This is a genomic window from Polynucleobacter necessarius (assembly GCF_900096755.1).
GTDB lineage: Bacteria > Pseudomonadota > Gammaproteobacteria > Burkholderiales > Burkholderiaceae > Polynucleobacter > Polynucleobacter necessarius_K.
In genome coordinates this window covers 78,490-96,800 of sequence record NZ_LT615227.1, presented here as the reverse complement: position 1 = coordinate 96,800, position 18,311 = coordinate 78,490, and the positions used below count along the sequence as shown (strand labels likewise).

The following is an 18,311-nucleotide window of genomic DNA, read 5'->3' as shown; positions in this document are numbered from 1 at the left end:
GATAGATACTACTTATCTTTATAGGGTTACAAAGGGTCAATCAAGGTCTCAAATGAACCTTTTATCAGTGCAACCTAAATCTCTAGGTTATCAATCAAACGTGTTTTGCCAAGCTTAGCGGCTGTCAGGATAACTAGTGGCTCACCTGCCTGTAATTGCTCATTAGACGCAGGCGCTAAATTACTTTGTTGACGAATGGCGATGTAATCTGGCTGCCATCCCCGTCCAGCTAGTGATGCAACAGCAGCTTTTTCAATTTCAGAGATGGGTTGAGCGCTGCGATCTTTTAGTTGCAGAACGCGTTCGCGAACCTCTTTTAATGCCTTTTGCAATTCAGGCGCCTCGGCACGCTCTTCTACTGAGAGGTAGCCGTTGCGGGATGAAAGAGCTAAGCCATCTTCAGCGCGAATGGTTTCGCCAGGAATAATGTCTACTGGCAGAGAAAACTGCTTGGCCATCTGACGAATAATCATCAGCTGCTGATAATCTTTTTTTCCGAACACGGCAACCTTAGGTTGAACGCAAGAGAATAGCTTGAGAACAACTGTGCAAACACCCTTGAAGAAGCCTGGGCGGAATTCACCTTCAAGGATGTCGCCTAATTGTTGCGGTGGGTCAACTCGATACTCTTGTGGCTGCGGATAAAGATCTCGCTCAGTTGGTGCAAACAAGATGTAAACACCTTCTTTTTCGAGCTTATCAATATCGGCCTGCATCGTACGAGGATAACTATCAAAATCTTCGTTAGGGCCAAATTGCAGGCGATTAACGAAGATACTCGCTACTACTGGATCACCATGCTGACGCGCCAGACGCATCAGTGAGAGGTGACCTTCATGTAGGTTGCCCATGGTTGGCACAAAGGAGGCGCGATTTTGGCCGCGCAAGTGATCGCGCAGCTCTTGAATATCGCTAATGATTTTCATGCAACAGGGGTATAGGCAAGGCGCACATAGATTGGCGCATATGGCTCAGCTTGAGTAATTTCTACTAAAGCTTCGCGTGAGAGCTCCAGCATGGCGATGAAGTTCACAATCACTACTGGAATTCCTCTGCCGGATTTAATCGCATCTTCAAATAGCTCACCGAACTCAACAAACTTTGTACCCTGCAAGCGACGCAATATACGCGTCATGAAGTCACGCACGGATAACTCTTCACGAGTAATTGTGTGATGTTGTGTGAGTTTGGCACGGTGCAGAACATCACGCCAAGCCATTTGCAAATCTTCTACGTTGACATCAGGCCAAGAAATGGCGATGGTGGTATCCACAAAGCCGTGCGCCACTTGGAAGTCGCGACCTTGTTGCGGGATCTGATCGAGCTCTTGTGCGGCAAGCTTCATGCGCTCGTATTCTAGGAGACGACGAACTAGCTCTGCACGTGGATCTTCCACTTCTTCTTCGCTATCTGCTTTCTTCATTGGCAGAAGCATGCGAGATTTAATTTCAATCAACATGGCAGCCATGAGTAAATACTCAGCAGCAAGCTCAAGGTTGTGATGGCGGATTTGATCGATATAGCTCAGGTACTGTTGAGTAACCTGCGCCATTGGAATATCCAGTACGTTGAAGTTTTGCTTACGAATAAGGTAGAGCAACAAATCCAGCGGACCTTCAAATGCTTCTAGAAATACCTCTAGCGCATCTGGTGGGATGTATAAATCAGTCGGAAGCTTAAAAAGCGGCTCGCCATACAGTTTGGCGAACGCAGACGACATGCCATCGGTAACCGATGGGGTGCTATCTAGCAAATCTGAAATTGGCTGAGCGCTTGGCTCAATACCTGAATTAGTCATTCGAATAAACGTAAGCGCGTTGCTTGAGTTTTGCAGCTTTTGCGCGGCGCTGATCTTCAACGGTCAAAGGCTCTTTATCCCAAAGGAGGGCGCGGCCAGCTTGCTGATCAGCCTCGAGGTGAGGTTTCTCGGTCTTGAGTTCGCTTAAGAACTGGGTGAATTCGGATTGATATCTTGCCATGGCATTTCCTAAAATACTCAATAAATTATGAAATTAATTCGAAAAGTTATCTCAGGACTACACCCGCCATTATAGGTGCTTTTTAGGGGGCTTTTTACAAGTTTGCAGCCAGCAAAGCCTCAATTTGTGGGGCTTCAACACGGGTCATTAAATGCTTATAGGCATTAATTGGGGTCTTGCTGGAGAGTGGGGTATTGATATCAGCCCAAGAAAGTGAGGGAAGGGCAAAAAACGCTTCAACTCCAGCAGCCACTTGAGGGATGACAGGCTTGAGATAAAGACTCAGCATCCGGAATGATTCGAGGGTGATGCTGCAAACCCGTTGCAAATCCGCTTCACGCTCTGGATCTTTGGCAATTTCCCATGGTTTGTTCTCATCCACAAATCCATTTACTTTGTCAGTAAGCTCCATGACGGTGCGCAATGCTTTTGCATATTCGCGCGCCTCATAAAGTTCAGCAATTTTTTCGCTGGCCGCAGCAATTTCTTTGAGGAGTGGATTGCTCATTGCCTCATCAGAAACAATGCCGCCAAAACGCTTTACTAAAAAGCCAGCACTACGACTAGCAATATTGATATACTTGCCTAATAAGTCGCTATTTACGCGTGCTACAAAGTCTTGAAGATTTAAATCTAAATCTTCCATGCTGTCATTGAGTTTGGTTGCAAAGTAATAGCGGAACCACTCAGGATTAAATCCGCACTCAATTACGCTATTTGCAGAAATTAAAGTGCCGCGAGATTTACTCATCTTCTCGCCATCTACCGTTAAGAAGCCGTGAGCAAAAACATTGGTTGGGGTTCGATAGCCAGCAAACTTTAAAGTGGCTGGCCAGAACAAGGTGTGGAAATACAAAATATCTTTACCAATGAAGTGGTATTGCTCAGTAGTCGTATCTGGATTAACCCACTCGTCAAAATTGAGGCTCTTGGCCTGGCAATAATTGAGGAAGCTGGCGTAGTAACCAATTGGGGCATCGAGCCAGACATAGAAGTACTTTCCAAGGGCATCGGGGATCTCAAACCCGAAATACGGGGCATCGCGGGAGATATCCCAGTCGCCTAGCTTGCTTTCTCCGGGCTGGCCAACCCACTCTTTCATCTTGTTGCGGGCTTCTGGCTGCAAGGGCGTCTTGACTTGAGTCCACTCGCGCAAAAACTCTTCGCAGCGCGGATCAGATAGCTTAAAGAAGTAATGGTCCGAAACTTTTTTGATTGGCGTTGCGCCACTGACTACAGAGAACGGATTCTTGAGATCGGTGGGTGAGTATGTTGCCCCACACTTTTCGCAGTTGTCACCGTATTGATCTTTGGCGCCACACTTTGGGCACTCGCCTTTAATGAAGCGATCCGGCAGAAACATTTCTTTAACGGGATCGTAGGCTTGTTCAATCGCGCGCTTTTCAATCAGGCCAGCTTCACGTAACTTGATATAAATACTTTGCGATAGCTTTTCATTCTCAGGGCTATCGGTTGTGTAATAGTTGTCAAAAGAAATTAAAAAGTTATCAAAATCACGCTTATGTTCTTTCCAAACATTAGCGATAAGTTTTTTAGGGGTAATGCCTTCTTTTTCTGCGCGCAACATGATTGGGGTGCCATGTGTATCGTCAGCTCCAACGTAATGCACTTCATGGCCGCGCATTCTTTGAAAGCGAACCCAAATATCGGTCTGTACGTATTCCACCAAATGCCCGATATGGATCTGGCCATTGGCATACGGTAAGGCTGAGGTGACGAGAAGGCGACGTTGGGAACTGCTCATGAAATGCGGACTTAAATAAGAAGGTTGGACGGTTAAATAAGGTTTAGCACTCAATTATGCTGGCTTATGCGGTGATTTTAGTCTGCGGTTAAAGTAAAGCACTGCGAAGTCTTGATAAACCCCGATAAACTTCCCTTGAGTCCGACTGTAGAGAGCAATTTATGGCTGTAAAACCGATCATCCAAATGTCTTGTGCCTCCGTGCCATTGGTGCATGAGGTCGAGGTTATGGATGAGATGGGTCGCCTAAAGATGACCCATATTCCCGGCGAGCGCCCTTTAACTATTTACTTAGACAAACAAGCGTGAGGTGGTAACACTCATGACCCTTGGTAGCGCTCCAGAAGCCCTGGTATTGGGTTATCTACGCAATCAACGTCTTGTAGAGTCTCCGGACGACATAGAAAGCATCCAAGTGGATTGGGAGACCGATTCGGCAGCGGTTAAAACCCGTCGGAGCGCGGTGGATATTGATGCCTTGACTAGCAAACGGGTGGTTACAGCGGGCTGCGGGCAGGGGACAATGTTTTTTGGTGGCTTGATTGAGGAAATGTCAGAGATTCAGCTGCCCGAGGGTCCGACATTATCCCAAGAGGCAATTGTTGCCCTGATTGACTCGATTCGGACCCATGACACGATTTATAAGAAATCTGGCTCTGTTCATGCCTGTGCAGTCTATGAACGAGACGGCAAGGATGGGGTCCGCCTTTTGCACTTCATTGAGGACGTTGGACGGCATAACGCGGTCGACTCGATTTCCGGCTTGATGTGGCTGGCCGACAAAGTGGGTAGGGATTTGATTTTCTTCACCACAGGACGCCTCACCTCTGAGATGGTCATTAAGGGTGCCCAGATGGGCATTCCCTTCTTGTTAACCCGCTCAGGAGTCACCTTGATGGGCCTGGATTTGGCCCGTAAGACCAATCTCACGATCCTATCCCGCTGCTCTGGAAAACACTTCGAGATCTATAACGCCCCGGAGAGGGTCGTTTTTAGCCAAAACCCCCAATAAATTCGTGGGCAGGTAAGGGCGAAGGTTTTACAATTCGGCCATGACTATTAAATCTGACCACTGGATCCGCCGCATGGGCGAGCAAGGCATGATCAGCCCATTTGAACCTGGGCAAGTTCGCCAAGACGCCGCCGACAACAAAATCGTAAGTTACGGCACTTCAAGTTATGGCTATGACATTCGTTGCGCAGACGAATTCAAGATCTTTACCAACATCAACAGCACTATTGTTGATCCCAAGAATTTTGACGAACAATCCTTTGTAGATTTCAAGGGTGATGTTTGCATCATTCCACCAAATTCATTTGCATTGGCTAGAACCGTTGAGTATTTCAAGATTCCTCGTAGCGTATTAACCGTTTGCGTTGGTAAGAGCACATACGCACGCTGCGGAATTATTGTGAACGTCACGCCGTTTGAGCCGGAGTGGGAGGGTTACGTCACCCTCGAGTTTTCTAACACCACACCATTGCCGGCAAAGATTTATGCAGGCGAAGGTTGCGCACAAGTCCTCTTCTTTGAGAGTGATGAAGTTTGTGGCACATCATATAAAGATCGTGGTGGCAAGTATCAAGGTCAGCGGGGCGTTACCCTGCCTAAGACCTAAGCCTTTACGGCAGTGCGTAAATTTTTATTTAATCGCCGTCCCGCACGGATTAATTTAGATGAATATCGCGCTACACTCTCGCGCTCTGAAATGGTGCGGCCTGAGAATAATTTTTATCACTGGCTATTAGGTACTAGCTGGACCAGCTTTTTATTGCTGGTTGTATTTGTATATCTATCGACCAATCTGCTCTTTGCCTTTGCTTATATTGCTTGCGGAGATGGGGCCATCACCCATGCAGAGCCAGGCTCCTTATTGGATGTATTTTTCTTTAGCGTACAAACCATGGCAACCATTGGTTACGGGCGTATGACGCCGGTTGGTCATGGGGCTAATGCAATTGTGACTTTTGAGGCTTTCTTTGGAATCGTTTATTCCGCATTAACGACGGGTTTGGCATTCGCCAGATTTACTCGGCCAACTGCAGGTGTGCGCTTTTCTAAGGTAGCCGTGGTTGGTAATCATGATGGCGTAAAGACATTTAAGTTTCGCGTGGCGAATGACCGCAGCTCACATATTGTGGAGGCGCAGCTTCGTTTGTGGTTGATTGCTGAGAGCATGACTAGCGAAGGTGAGCGTTACCGTCGGTCCGTTGAGTTGTAACTTCATCGCTCTGAGAGCCCAGTCTTTTCTCTTACATGGACTGCAATGCATAGTGTCGATGACAGCAGCGCCCTAAAAGAGTTCTTGGGAAAAGCCGATATTGAGCAGCAGTGGCATTTATTAATTACCTTTACTGGCTACCATGAGAGCTTAGCCAACCAGGTTTATGCGCGCCATGTTTACTTGCCTAAAGATGTGCAGCAAAATGCGACCTTTGTCGACATAGTTACAGTGATGCCAGATGGTGGTCGGGTTATTGACCTTACCAATTTTGATAAGTGGGTTCCGAATAGTTCGGACAAGATAGCAGGGGAGTTTTTATGAAATTTCGTTTTCCAATCATCATTATTGATGAGGACTTTCGTTCCGAAAATATTTCGGGCTCTGGAATTCGCGACCTTGCTGAGGCTATTGAGAATGAGGGCATGGAGGTTATTGGCTTAACCAGTTATGGCGACCTGACCTCATTTGCACAGCAAGCATCCCGCGCATCCAGCTTTATTGTTTCAATCGATGACGAAGAGTTTGACTCGGATTCAGAAGATCATGATCTGCCTGCATTAAATAACTTGCGTGCGTTCATTACGGAAGTACGTAAGCGTAATGAAGATATCCCGATCTTCTTGTATGGCGAGACTCGCACGTCACGTCATATGCCAAACGATATCCTGCGTGAGTTGCATGGTTTCATTCATATGAATGAAGACACCCCAGAATTTGTAGCACGTCATATTATTCGCGAAGCTAAAGTCTATTTAGATTCTTTGGCCTCGCCATTTTTCCGCGCTTTAACCAATTACGCTTCTGAAGGTTCGTATTCCTGGCATTGCCCAGGGCACTCTGGTGGCGTTGCCTTCTTAAAGAGCCCAGTGGGTCGTATGTTCCATCAGTTCTTTGGTGAGAACATGCTGCGCGCAGACGTCTGTAATGCTGTTGAAGAGTTGGGTCAGCTCTTGGACCATACTGGACCGGTATTACAGAGTGAGCGCAATGCGGCGCGCATCTTCAATGCTGATCATTTGTTCTTCGTGACCAACGGTACATCTACATCAAATAAGATTGTTTGGCATTCGACTGTTGCTCCTGGTGACGTTGTGCTGGTAGACCGTAACTGCCATAAGTCAGTGATACATTCCATCACGATGATGGGCGCGATCCCGATTTTCTTGATGCCAACACGTAATCACTTAGGCATCATCGGCCCAATTCTTAAAGAAGAGTTTGAGTGGAAAAACATCAAGAAGAAGATTGATGCCAACCCCTTCATTAAAGATAAGAATGTTGTGCCACGCGTAATGACGCTTACGCAAAGTACTTATGACGGTATTGTGTACAACGTAGAGATAATCAAAGAGATGCTCGACGGCAAAGTAGATTCATTGCATTTTGATGAAGCTTGGTTGCCACACGCCGCCTTCCATCCTTTCTATAAGGATATGCATGCGATTGGCTCAGATCGAAAGCGCACCAAGAAGAGTTTGATGTTTGCAACCCAGTCAACACACAAGTTGTTGGCGGGCCTATCTCAGGCTTCCCAAGTTTTGGTCCAAGATGCTGAAGATACCAAGTTAGACCGTGATTGCTTCAATGAGGCTTACTTGATGCACACCTCTACTAGTCCACAGTACGCAATTATTGCTTCATGTGACGTGTCGGCAGCCATGATGGAGTCTCCTGGCGGCACAACGCTGGTTGAAGAATCTATTGCTGAAGCAATGGACTTCCGCCGCGCTATGCGCGAGGTGGATGATAAGTTTGGTGCGGATTGGTGGTTTAAGGTTTGGGGTCCAGATCACCTGGCTGAAGAGGGCATTGGCGAGCGTTCTGATTGGGTCTTAGAGCCATCTGCCGCTTGGCATGACTTTGGCAAGTTGGCTAAAGACTTCAACATGCTCGACCCAATCAAAGCGACTGTTGTTACGCCTGGATTGGATATTGAAGGTAACTTTGGTTCGATGGGTATTCCTGCCAGCATCGTTACCAAGTACTTAGCCGAGCATGGCGTGATCGTAGAGAAGTGCGGTTTGTATTCCTTCTTCATTATGTTCACCATCGGCATTACAAAAGGTCGCTGGAACACACTGGTTACTGAATTACAGCAGTTCAAGGACCACTTTGATAAGAATGCGCCTTTGTGGAAAGTCTTGCCTGAGTTTGTGGCCAAGCATCCACGCTATGAGCGCGTTGGTCTCAAAGATATTTGCCAACAAATTCATGAGTTCTATAAGAGCCGTAACGTCGCGCGCATGACTACGGAGATGTATACCTCGGATATGGTCCCAGCCATGATGCCTTCAGAAGCTTGGACAAAGATGGCACACAAACAAGTAGATCGTGTGCCGTTAGATCAGTTGGAAGGGCGTGTAACTGCCATGTTGGTTACCCCATATCCTCCAGGTATTCCACTTCTGATCCCGGGCGAGCGCTTTAACAAGCGCATTATTGACTATCTCTATTTTGCTAGAGATTTCAATGAGAAGTTCCCTGGGTTTGAGACAGATATCCATGGCCTTGTGAAAACTAACATTGACGGCAAGAGCGAGTACTACGTCGATTGTGTGAGGCAAGAGCGGGACATTACCCTCTAATAAATAAGGCCCCTAGGGGCCTTATTTATTTCTACCGCTCAATATTGCTATTTGAGTAGCACTGATGGCGATGCTGGGATGCTGCCAGGAATCTTTTGTAGAGACATTAGTTGAGCTAGTAATTTTATGGCTAGGGATGAATAATCTCAGCCGGAATATTGTAAGTACTTCCATCCAGGCCTTCTATGATTGCAAAAGGTTTGGGGTTGTAGGTTTGTCTTTATCTACTATCAGTAAAGCATTGTGGTTGAGTGAGCCTCTATTGGTATTGAATGTATTTGCGGAGGGAGGCAAGGTAACGATATAGGGTTTATCGGCATGCTGCGCCCTGATCACTTGCCCCAAGTATTCAAAAACATTATTGGTGGAGCGAATCCGAACAATAAGAGTATTTTGCTGTTTTTTTGCTGCACTAGTATTCTTTAAATCCTCTTGAAGATCATCTTCGCAGTAGATTGTTACGCCAAAATATTTTGTTGGCAGAAAATTGGCGTAATTATTCGTATTCATACAAAGCTTGTATTTGCTGGATACCTGAATGGGTTGATATGTAGGATTTTGGGTTTTATCCATTTGCTTCAGCGTAATATTCGCATCTTTAAACATGGTGAAGGCTTTTTCACCAAATCTTGGAGTGATTTTTTCCATAATCAGGGGTGGGCCCAATTTCTCTGATGTATCAATCAATGTTGCGGTAAGGCCATCATCAATCAGCTTGTATAGATATTGCTGAAACTGGGCGTGATCTGGTCTAAGGGGATTGTTGACAAGGACAGTGGATTTACCATTCGCTTGAATGAGCTCTATTTCATCAACTACCAGACTCATAATGACTTCTTTGGGAATGTGATTGTGACTGAAGTATTTGACAGTTTCTTTTGGTAGCTCGCCGAGGTATCCCTTCCAAAATAGAGAATTATCCAAAGATGACTGCGTGAAATTAAAGGTGTTATTTAGAGTCAGCGAGGTACTTGGTGTCGCATAAGAAAGCCCACCTTGGATAACGTTGTAACTAGCGTTATATGGAATAGCACCACCAGTAAATAATGCGCTCACTGAAGGTGTTACACCAATTGATCCAGAGCCATTGATAGTGGGCATATCCAAAAAGCTGACAGGTCTATTTGCTGAGGAACGCAATATATTCTGGAAGATCATATTGATCTGATATTGCTCTAGGGTATTGGCATATTTGGCTGACATCTCGCCAAAGTCAGGGGTGAGTGTAGAGCCGCATCCACTGAGTATTGCCACAATGCCGCCAATAAAAACGGTGCGCTTGAATTTTAAGAGTGGCTTCATATTAAGAAAGTCTAAAAGAGTGTTAACAAACCTGTATTGAGATAATGTAACAGTCTTGGGCCTGCTTGGTGTTTAGGTGACTTATTTGGCTGGTTTATCTAGTTGAAAGCTTACTGGCGCATCTTCGTCCACTTTGCCGTTGGGTGACTCTAGCTTATTTTCTTCGTTGCCTGTGAAATTAAAGTCCTGACTTTGCACAACAGCAGCAGGCTTATCCAGGAATGTCGTTACCAGGGCGGGGAATGCCATTACTAAAACAACCATGATCAATTGCAGCCCTACCCAAGGTAATGCGCCCCAATAGATATCGCTACTCTTCACTTCTTTTGGTGCAACACCTCGAAGGTAGAAGAGGGCAAATCCAAAGGGTGGGTGCATAAATGATGTTTGCATATTGACGCACAGCATGACGCCAAACCAAACCAAGGCTGCGCTTGCAGCCGCCTGAGGGTTGCCGTTCATAGAATCTAGCAATACTGGTGAGAGTAATTTCACAGCTACTGGAGCCAGCATCGGCACGACGATAAAGGCAATCTCAAAGAAGTCTAGGAAAAATGCCAAAAAGAAAACAAACAAATTCACGACGATTAAAAAACCAATCCAGCCGCCAGGCAAGTTGGAGAATAATTCTTCTACCCAGAAGCCGCCATCCACACCTTGAAATACCACCGAGAAGCAAGTTGAGCCAATCAAGATAAAGACCACCATGGCTGTAATACGCATAGTGTTTTGATAGGCCTCTTGAATTAATCCTTTGAGGTTGGGAATGCTTGCCCTACGAATCCACGCTAGTAATAAAGCACCCATTGCACCCATGGCTCCGGACTCTGTCGGAGTGGCAATGCCCGTCATGATGGTGCCCAGAACCAAAAAGATTAAAACAGCCGAAGGAATGATGCCCATCAGGCACTTTTTCCAAAGCGCCCAACCTTTTAGCGTGAGATCGCTCTCTAGAACTGGCGGCAAGTAGTCTGGCCGAATACGACTTAAGAAAAAGGTATACAGCGCAAATAAGCCTATTTGCAGCAGGGATGGACCCCATGCTCCCAAGTACATGCTGCCCACATCGGCGCTGCCGCTTTGAGTTTTTAGTTGGTCCGCAAGCACGATGAGCACCAGGGATGGGGGCACCAGCTGGGTGATCGTGCCAGAGGCCGCTAAAACGCCCGTAGCGTAGCGCATGTTGTAGCCGTAACGCATCATCACCGGCAAAGAGATCATGGCCATAGCGATCACCTGGGCAGCCACAGTGCCCGTAATAGCGCCGAGAATAAAGCCCACAATGATGACGGAATAACCAAGGCCACCGCGAACACGCCCAAAGAGTTGGCCCATGGAGTCGAGCATCTCTTCTGCTAACCCGCAGCGCTCAAGAATGGCGCCCATAAAGGTGAAGAAGGGGATGGCTAGTAAAAGGTCGTTAGCAAGGACGCTGCCAAAGATGCGTTGAGGTATCGCCTGTAAAAACGCGACCCCAAAGAACCCTTCGCTTATTGCAATTAAGGAAAAAAATAACCCAGCAGCCATGAGCGAAAACGCAACCGGAAAGCCGATCAACATAAAGACGATCAGCCCGCCAAACATTAAGGGCGGCATCCACTCCAATGGAATCATTGCATTGGCTTTTCGTAATGAAGGTCTTCGGCAGGCAAGGTGATTTCACCTTTCAGTGCGCCGATACGCTTAATGATTTCGGAGAGACCTTGGAGGCTGAGCATGAGGAATCCAAAAGGCACAACAAATTTAATTGGATAGCGAGCAAGACCGCCGGCATTTAATGAATGCTCCATCACCAGCCACGATGGATAAAACAAGGTAGTCCAAGATAGCCAGGCAAACAAGAGGCAGGCAGGCATTAGGAAGACAATCAAGCTAGATAGATCCACCCAAATGCGACCACGATCTGAGAGGTTGGAATAAATTAAATCAACACGGACATGCTCATTGCGTTTTAGTGTGTACGAGGCGCCGAGCATGACGGCAGCAGCAAATAAATACCATTGCAGCTCTAGTGGCCAGTTATTGCTGACATCAAGACCGTAGCGAAGTAGGGCATTTGCTGCAGACACCACGCAAGACAGCAAAATCATGATGCTGGCTGCCTTACCCAAAAACAGGTTTATACGATCGATGCCTGCAGAGAGTTTGGACCAAAACCCCATGCGTTTTAGAGGTCTGCACGACCTCGTTTGATAGCCGCAAGAACCTGCGAAGGTGCGGTGCCGCCAGCATGTTGGCGAGACTGAACTGAGCCATCTACAGTAAGTAATGCAAAAACATCATCGCTAATGAGTTCTGGGTGATTATCTAAGCCACAAGCAAAGCGCAATTCAGAAAGGCTTAAATCCGTAAGCATGTAGTTTCTACCAACACAGGCTTTAACGGCATGTGCAACTGCTTCGTGTGCATCACGGAAAGCTAAACCTTTTTTAACTAAATAGTCGGCTAAGTCGGTTGCTGTAGCAAACCCTTCCTCAGCTGCAGCTTTCATGACTTCTGCTTTGACTTCAATGTGTGGAACTATGTCGGCAAAAATGCGCAAGGTATCTTGTACGGTATCTACAGCATCAAACAAAGGTTCTTTGTCTTCTTGATTGTCTTTGTTGTATGCGAGTGGCTGACCCTTCATTAGTGTGAGCAATGAAATGAGGTCGCCATAGACGCGACCTGTCTTACCACGCGCTAATTCTGGAACGTCAGGATTTTTCTTTTGCGGCATGATTGAGCTGCCAGTGCAGAAGCGATCGGGTAGATCAATAAAGCCAAAGCGAGGGCTAAGCCATAGGATTAGCTCTTCAGAGAGGCGTGAGACGTGCATCATGAGGATGGATGCAAAAGCACAGAACTCAATTGCAAAGTCACGGTCAGATACGGCATCTAAGGAGTTATTGCAAATTCCATCAAACCCTAAAGTCTTAGCTACTAGCTCGCGATCGATAGGATAGGTGGTGCCGGCCAAAGCTGCAGCCCCTAAAGGTAAACGGTTGAAGCGAGCGCGCAAATCTGCAAGGCGACTTGCATCGCGACTAAACATTTCGTAATAAGCCATCAAGTGATGACCAAATGTAATTGGTTGCGCTACTTGCAAATGGGTGTGACCGGGCATGATGGTTGAGGCATGCTTTTCGGCTAAATCTAATAAAGCAGTACGCAAGGATGTCAGCGTAGTGGCAATGTCATCAACGCTGCCACGCAGCCAAAGACGTAGGTCGGTTGCAACCTGGTCATTACGTGAACGACCGGTATGCAGACGTTTACCTGCATCACCCACTAATTCTGTGAGGCGAGCTTCAATATTGAGATGCACATCTTCTAGTGCCAATTGCCAGTTAAATTGACCAGACTCAATCTCACTCTTAATTTGAGCCATTCCCTTTTGGATATCAGCCAAATCTTGCGCGCTAATGATTTTCTGGGTAGCCAACATCTGTGCATGGGCTAGGGAGCCGGCGATATCAACCATTGCAAAGCGTTGATCAAAGCCAATAGAGGCTGTATAACGCTGTACTAGTTCGTCAACTGGTTCGGCAAAACGGGCCGACCAAGCTTGGGCTTTGTTGGCTAGGGAATTATTTGATGAGCTCATAAAGGCAGTATATTGGTGTAGGTCTTTGATTATTTTAAATGTTATGTCCCAAACCCTGAATTCTTCGTCCCAATCCACTCCCAAGCGTCTAGTAATCGCCTCCCGAGAAAGTCGCCTAGCCATGTGGCAGGCTGAACACGTGCGGGATTGTCTTAAAAAGCTCTATCCGGAGTGTGATGCCCAGATTTTGGGGATGACTACCCGGGGCGACCAGATTTTGGATAGAGCCCTCTCAAAAGTGGGTGGTAAAGGTCTTTTTGTCAAAGAGCTTGAAACGGCCCTCGAGGATGGCCGGGCAGATTTGGCGGTGCACTCCCTTAAAGATGTGCCTATGGTGATGCCTGAAGGTTTTGACCTTTCCTGTGTCATGGCTAGGGAGGATGCCCGTGATGCATTTGTCTCAAATGATTACGCCAGCCTGGAAGATCTTCCGCAGGGTGCGATAGTGGGAACGTCAAGCTTGCGTCGTGAATCTGTACTGCGCGCAAAATTTCCACATCTCGTTATTCAGCCATTGCGCGGTAATTTAGATACGCGCATGAGCAAGTTAGACCGTGGCGAATACCAAGCCATTATTTTGGCGGCAGCCGGTTTAAAGCGTTTGGGTTTGGAGTCACGCATCCGTGCATGCTTGCCATACGATCCATACACTCCGGCAGCAGGCCAGGGCGCCTTAGGTATTGAGACTCTAAGTAAGCACCCAAATATCAAAGAGTGGTTATCACCATTAAATGACTTGCCTACATTATTTGCAGTGTCTGCAGAGCGCATGGTATCTCGTCAGCTTGGTGGATCATGCGAAGTGCCGCTAGCTGCGCATGCTGTGTGGGATCAAAATCAAATGCGCATCCGCTCTTTTGTAGCCAGCACTGATGGCAAACAAATTTGCCTTGCAAACGGCAGTGGTTCGGTTCAATCGGTTCGAGATGCTGAGGCTCTAGGCCTAACGGTAGCAAAGGACCTGTTGGCTCAGGGTGCAGCAGACCTTATTCCGCAGCTTCCAAAATAAACGCATAGTAAAAATACAATTACAGCAAAGCAATGAGCACGAAGACCATCATTGTTACCAGGCCTGCTGGTCAAGCTCGGCAATTGATTGAGGTGCTCAGTCATCATATTGAACACGGTGGTGTTGCAAAGCGAAGTCTTCCAGAAATACTCTCACTTCCTTTATTAACGATTGCTCCTAAATCTGATGATCATCTGGCGGACCATATCGTTAGCGCTCTGAGTAATGCCGATCTCGCGATCTTTGTTAGCCCCAATGCGATCGAGAGCGTCATGCGTTTGTTAGAACAAGACTGGCAAGACTTCTCAAAGAAGATCATTCCAATTGGCGTGATGGGTGGCAGCAGTCAGCTTGCACTCAAAAATCATGGTATTGGATTGGAAGAGAATCCAACGCCAATCATCATTCCAAAAAATAATGAGCAGTGGGATTCAGAGGGTTTGTGGCAAGAGCTTCAATCCTTGAAGTGGGATTGGCAGCATAAGAAGGTAGTCATCTTTAAAGGCGGGGGTGGGCGCGATTGGCTGGCTGACACTTTAAAAAATGCGGGCGCAAAGGTAGAGGCGATTTCTACTTACGTTCGCATTCCATTGGATATTGACAATCCCGCCTGGCACGCCATTCGAGATCTTGATTTCTCTAAATCCCTTTGGCTATTAACTTCTTCTGAGGCCGTACGTTACTTGGGTCAGGTAATGCAGGATCAATTTACGCAAAACCTCAATACTGCTAGCGCCTTATGCCCACATCACAACATTGCTGATGCTGCAGAGCTAATTGGTTTTGGTGAGGTGTTTACTACCGAGCCTGGAGATGAGGCCTTAGTGAAAGCAACTTTGGCCTGGCTAACGATATAAAAATTTGCAGTTAAGAGTTGGCGGCGTTCAGCAAGGCGGGTAGGTAAATTTCATTTACCAAAATTGGATGACCCTTTAAACGATAAAGGGTACGTCTTGCCCACAAGGGTGAGCTCAAGCCAGAAAAGTGCTTAGAGCATTTTTTCCATAGTTCACTGCTTTTATCTAAGCGAGCGATATCGCGCGGTGGTTTTGTCTTTGAGTGTTTGCGGGTCTTGCTAAATAAGACTGCACCCAAAGGTTTGGTACCTAAGCGTAAAACAGCATGGTTACTGCCGCTAGAGCTCAGCGTAGGAATGACGCTATGCGCCATTACCAAGGGAATCCCATTGGAGCAGAGCAGTACTTCGCGCACACGACAACGTCTGATCCGGAAATGAAAATAGCGACTTTCGTCGCTATTGAGTGATTGAGGGCAGTCGCGCAAAACCTGAACTTCCAGTTTTTGACCAATTGCTTTCTCAATTTTTTGGGTGAGAGACCCGGTATCGCTAAGCCAAGGTTGCCACTTGCGTGGCGCCCGATGGATTTCACCGGAACCGACTCGATTCCATGCAGAACGGAGACGATTACGGCGAATCATTTTTAGCTACCGCTAAAGTTGCGACGTTGACCGCCGGACTTTGGTTTTGCAAAACGTGGACTACCTGCTGGACGTGAATCACCAGAGCGTGCCGGACGCGAGTCAGCTGAACGTGCAGGACGTGAATCACCAGAGCGAGATTCAAAATGATTGCCTGAACGGTTTCCACCGCCATTGCCACCACCGCCACCTGAGCGATTGCCGCCGAAGCCGCCGCCTGAACGGCCACCACCAGGGCGACCACCGCCACCACCAAAGCTTGGCTTGGCTTGTGGCTCAAGACCAGCGATAACTGAAGCAACGATATCTTGTTGTGTGAAGCGTTCGATATTACGGATCTTGGCGCGATCACGATGTTCAACCAAAGTGATAGCCACACCATTGCGACCAGCACGACCGGTACGACCAATGCGGTGTGTGTAGTCTTCTGGTTTCATTGGCAAGCCAAAGTTAATCACGTGACTGATACGTGGTACATCAATGCCGCGAGCCGCTACGTCAGTCGCAACCAAAATCTTGGTGTGACCTTTACGTAAAGACTCTAAGCGACGCATACGTACAGCTTGAGGCATTGCACCATGGAGTGCGGTAGCTTCGTAGCCATTAGCGCGCAAGGTACCAGCAATTTTTTCGCTTTCAACTTGAGTGCTCGCAAACACAACTGCCTGATCCAAAGAGGCGTCAGCCAGGATGTGCCCAAGCAACTTGTGCTTGTGTGACATGCTGTCAGCCCAATGCAACTTCTGTTCGATGTTGGCATGCTTTTCACCTGCGTGAGCAAGCTCAATGCGCTTAGGATCTGTAGTCAACTCGTTTGCCAAAGACATGATCTTTGGCGCAAAAGTTGCAGAGAACATCAAAGTTTGGTTACGGCCTGCGCAACGTTTATCAATTGCCTCGAGATCGTCCGCAAATCCCATGTCGAGCATGCGATCGGCTTCGTCAATAACGAGTTGCTTAACATCATCTAAGCGAATTGCTTTGCTATCGCACAAGTCGAGCAAACGACCTGGAGTTGCAACAACTAACAATGCACCTTTCAGTGCTTGGATTTGTTTACCGTAAGGCATGCCACCCATAACAGTGGCGATGCGAATACCTTTTATTCCGCGAACCAAGTTCACTGCATCGGCGGCAACCTGTTGAGCCAATTCACGAGTAGGGCAAAGCACTAACACTTTAGGTTGTGCGCGACCTGGTACAGGTGAGTTGTTCGGGTTGTCTTCGATCAGCTGATGAATCATCGGCAATAAGAAGGCTGCGGTCTTGCCGCTACCGGTTTGGCTGCTGACCAATAAGTCACCACCAGCTAAAGCTGCAGGAATAACCTGAGCTTGCACGGCAGTAGCTTGGGTAAAACCCAGTTCAGCAACGTTTTTAAGGAGTGATGCCGCTAGGGCGAAATTCTGGAATTCATTTCCTGCGCTCTTTGAGTCTTGACTTGCGTCTTTAGGCTCACGACGTTTAGTTTCTTTAGAAAAAGTCATGCTATTACACATCCCCTTTAGGGGATGTCTCCGTATGTTGCACCCATGGTTTTTTATAGGGTGCGATGGTCAAAGGCATCGACCATCAGACAGGCGGCAGCGCGTTTTTTTAACTTCGGTGTTTATGACTTCTAAACGGTACGCTGAAATATAGCTGGGGGGCGATGAATTAAAATGCTTAAAAAAGCCTCCTATTATGACAGTTCAGAGGCTTGATTACAAGGGTTTTCCCGAATTAATTATGATGTAGACATGGATTGGATCACTTTCGACCTCTTATCGCCTACAAACGCAGGGATTGTGGATTTTTCAAGCTATCTGCTTGGGACGCTATTCATTATTTTGCTCCCCGGCCCAAATTCGCTTTACGTCCTCACGATTGCAACTCAAAAAGGTTGGCGCGATGGCGCTTGGGGTGCGATCGGAATATTTATTGGCGATTCGGTGCTGATGATCGCCGTTGCTTTGGGCGCTGCTTCATTGTTGATATCTTCGCCCGTACTCTTTAGTCTTGTGCGTACCTTAGGCGCTTTGTATTTAGCTTGGATGGGCTTTGGCTTATTGCGTAGCGAGCAACGGCGCTGGTCTGTGGGTATGAATGCAGGAGCGTGCGAGATTCAGGCGCGCTTAATGCAGTTGCATCCCTTGTTGGCTGCACTCGCTTTATCGCTTACAAATCCCAAAGCAATCTTTTTCTTCATTGCGTTCTTTTCGCAATTTATACGTCCGGATTTTTCTAATCCAGCGCATACCTTTATTTATCTAGCAACAGTGTTGCAGTTAATGAGTATGACGTATTTGGCTGGACTCATTTGCGTGGGTCAATTCTTCTCTAAGTATTTTGAGGCTCACCCTCGGTATGCCGCAGCCCTCTGGATCTTTGCTGGAATCTTGTTTATTGGCTTCGCTGTGCGATTAGCAATCGCTTAGCTAA

At 47.1% G+C, this 18,311-nt stretch carries 14 protein-coding genes and 3 pseudogenes; 7 read left to right on the top strand and 10 right to left on the bottom strand.

Translation table 11 applies throughout. The annotated features are described in order from the left end of the window. Positions 1–74 precede the first annotated feature (74 nt). The 4 genes and pseudogenes from panC to metG form a co-directional block, all read right to left on the bottom strand. Positions 75–926, bottom strand: a complete 852-nt coding sequence (gene panC / locus DXE27_RS00500; protein ID WP_128112489.1) for a pantoate--beta-alanine ligase — start codon at positions 924–926, stop codon at positions 75–77. Then, on the bottom strand, positions 923–1,798 hold the full coding sequence (locus DXE27_RS00495) for a segregation and condensation protein A (RefSeq protein WP_128112488.1): 876 nt from the start codon (positions 1,796–1,798) through the stop codon (positions 923–925). Before DXE27_RS00495 ends, panC begins: the two co-directional genes overlap by 4 nt. Next, positions 1,791–1,979, bottom strand: coding sequence for a DUF3460 family protein (locus tag DXE27_RS00490; RefSeq protein WP_128112487.1), 189 nt, complete (start codon positions 1,977–1,979; stop codon positions 1,791–1,793). Before DXE27_RS00490 ends, DXE27_RS00495 begins: the two co-directional genes overlap by 8 nt. A gap of 100 nt (positions 1,980–2,079) precedes the next feature. Then, a pseudogene (gene metG, locus DXE27_RS00485) lies at positions 2,080–3,744 on the bottom strand (methionine--tRNA ligase); the annotation flags it as partial. Positions 3,745–3,905: 161 nt separating this feature from the next. Here metG and DXE27_RS00480 point away from each other — a divergent pair. The 4 genes and pseudogenes from DXE27_RS00480 (at position 3,906) to DXE27_RS00460 (ending at position 8,553) form a co-directional block, all read left to right on the top strand. Further along, positions 3,906–4,755 (top strand): annotated as a pseudogene (locus DXE27_RS00480) (formate dehydrogenase accessory sulfurtransferase FdhD). A gap of 40 nt (positions 4,756–4,795) precedes the next feature. Continuing rightward, positions 4,796–5,362, top strand: coding sequence for a dCTP deaminase (gene dcd / locus DXE27_RS00475; protein ID WP_128112485.1), 567 nt, complete (start codon positions 4,796–4,798; stop codon positions 5,360–5,362). Between the two features lie 90 nt (positions 5,363–5,452). Further along, positions 5,453–6,289, top strand: a pseudogene (locus DXE27_RS09440) (ion channel). Continuing rightward, positions 6,286–8,553, top strand: a complete 2,268-nt coding sequence (locus tag DXE27_RS00460) for an arginine/lysine/ornithine decarboxylase (RefSeq protein ID WP_128112482.1) — start codon at positions 6,286–6,288, stop codon at positions 8,551–8,553. The pseudogene DXE27_RS09440 and the gene DXE27_RS00460 overlap by 4 nt, the downstream one beginning before the upstream one ends. 183 nt (positions 8,554–8,736) lie before the next feature. Here the strand turns inward: DXE27_RS00460 and DXE27_RS00455 are convergent, their stop codons facing one another. The 4 genes from DXE27_RS00455 to argH all read right to left on the bottom strand — a co-directional run bounded on the left by DXE27_RS00455 (position 8,737) and on the right by argH (position 13,441). Then, positions 8,737–9,855, bottom strand: coding sequence for a hypothetical protein (locus DXE27_RS00455; RefSeq protein ID WP_128112481.1), 1,119 nt, complete (start codon positions 9,853–9,855; stop codon positions 8,737–8,739). 81 nt (positions 9,856–9,936) lie between these two features. Then, the gene (locus tag DXE27_RS00450) at positions 9,937–11,469 is read right to left on the bottom strand and encodes a TRAP transporter large permease (RefSeq protein ID WP_128112480.1); all 1,533 of its coding nucleotides are present in this window, start codon (positions 11,467–11,469) and stop codon (positions 9,937–9,939) included. Continuing rightward, entirely contained in the window at positions 11,466–12,017 is a 552-nt protein-coding gene (locus DXE27_RS00445; protein WP_128112479.1) for a TRAP transporter small permease subunit, read from the bottom strand. The genes DXE27_RS00450 and DXE27_RS00445 overlap by 4 nt, the downstream gene beginning before the upstream one ends. Before the next feature lie 5 nt (positions 12,018–12,022). Then, positions 12,023–13,441 (bottom strand): argininosuccinate lyase, encoded by a 1,419-nt coding sequence (gene argH, locus DXE27_RS00440; protein WP_128112478.1) that lies wholly within the window; start codon positions 13,439–13,441, stop codon positions 12,023–12,025. Positions 13,442–13,484: 43 nt separating this feature from the next. On the opposite strand from argH, the gene hemC reads away from it, so the two are divergent. Together hemC and DXE27_RS00430 are read left to right on the top strand one after the other, a co-directional pair. Further along, entirely contained in the window at positions 13,485–14,450 is a 966-nt protein-coding gene (gene hemC, locus DXE27_RS00435) for a hydroxymethylbilane synthase (RefSeq protein WP_128112477.1), read from the top strand. A 32-nt stretch (positions 14,451–14,482) separates the two neighbouring features. Beyond that, positions 14,483–15,307, top strand: coding sequence for a uroporphyrinogen-III synthase (locus DXE27_RS00430; protein ID WP_128112476.1), 825 nt, complete (start codon positions 14,483–14,485; stop codon positions 15,305–15,307). 10 nt (positions 15,308–15,317) lie between these two features. Here DXE27_RS00430 and DXE27_RS00425 read toward each other — a convergent pair whose 3' ends face one another. Both DXE27_RS00425 and DXE27_RS00420 read right to left on the bottom strand, forming a co-directional pair. Continuing rightward, a complete protein-coding gene (locus DXE27_RS00425) occupies positions 15,318–15,890 on the bottom strand; it encodes a chorismate--pyruvate lyase family protein (protein WP_128112475.1) in 573 nt (190 codons plus the stop codon). 2 nt (positions 15,891–15,892) lie between these two features. Further along, entirely contained in the window at positions 15,893–17,377 is a 1,485-nt protein-coding gene (locus DXE27_RS00420) for a DEAD/DEAH box helicase (protein ID WP_128112474.1), read from the bottom strand. Between the two features lie 252 nt (positions 17,378–17,629). Between DXE27_RS00420 and leuE the strand changes: the two genes are divergently transcribed. Further along, complete coding sequence (gene leuE / locus DXE27_RS00415; protein ID WP_128112473.1) at positions 17,630–18,307, top strand: leucine efflux protein LeuE; 678 nt, start codon at positions 17,630–17,632, stop codon at positions 18,305–18,307. Positions 18,308–18,311: the final 4 nt, after the last annotated feature.

Bases quoted from the DNA above. Each gene is read 5' to 3' on its own strand.
- hemC (WP_128112477.1), top strand. From the start codon at position 13,485: ATGTCCCAAACCCTGAATTCTTCGTCCCAATCCACTCCCAAGCGTCTA.
- panC (WP_128112489.1), bottom strand. From the start codon at position 926: ATGAAAATCATTAGCGATATTCAAGAGCTGCGCGATCACTTGCGCGGC.
- DXE27_RS00460 (WP_128112482.1), top strand. From the start codon at position 6,286: ATGAAATTTCGTTTTCCAATCATCATTATTGATGAGGACTTTCGTTCC.
- DXE27_RS00425 (WP_128112475.1), bottom strand. From the start codon at position 15,890: ATGATTCGCCGTAATCGTCTCCGTTCTGCATGGAATCGAGTCGGTTCC.
- DXE27_RS00420 (WP_128112474.1), bottom strand. From the start codon at position 17,377: ATGACTTTTTCTAAAGAAACTAAACGTCGTGAGCCTAAAGACGCAAGT.
- DXE27_RS00445 (WP_128112479.1), bottom strand. From the start codon at position 12,017: ATGGGGTTTTGGTCCAAACTCTCTGCAGGCATCGATCGTATAAACCTG.
- DXE27_RS00495 (WP_128112488.1), bottom strand. From the start codon at position 1,798: ATGACTAATTCAGGTATTGAGCCAAGCGCTCAGCCAATTTCAGATTTG.
- leuE (WP_128112473.1), top strand. From the start codon at position 17,630: ATGGATTGGATCACTTTCGACCTCTTATCGCCTACAAACGCAGGGATT.
- DXE27_RS00455 (WP_128112481.1), bottom strand. From the start codon at position 9,855: ATGAAGCCACTCTTAAAATTCAAGCGCACCGTTTTTATTGGCGGCATT.
- dcd (WP_128112485.1), top strand. From the start codon at position 4,796: ATGACTATTAAATCTGACCACTGGATCCGCCGCATGGGCGAGCAAGGC.
- argH (WP_128112478.1), bottom strand. From the start codon at position 13,441: ATGAGCTCATCAAATAATTCCCTAGCCAACAAAGCCCAAGCTTGGTCG.
- DXE27_RS00450 (WP_128112480.1), bottom strand. From the start codon at position 11,469: ATGATTCCATTGGAGTGGATGCCGCCCTTAATGTTTGGCGGGCTGATC.
- DXE27_RS00490 (WP_128112487.1), bottom strand. From the start codon at position 1,979: ATGGCAAGATATCAATCCGAATTCACCCAGTTCTTAAGCGAACTCAAG.
- DXE27_RS00430 (WP_128112476.1), top strand. From the start codon at position 14,483: ATGAGCACGAAGACCATCATTGTTACCAGGCCTGCTGGTCAAGCTCGG.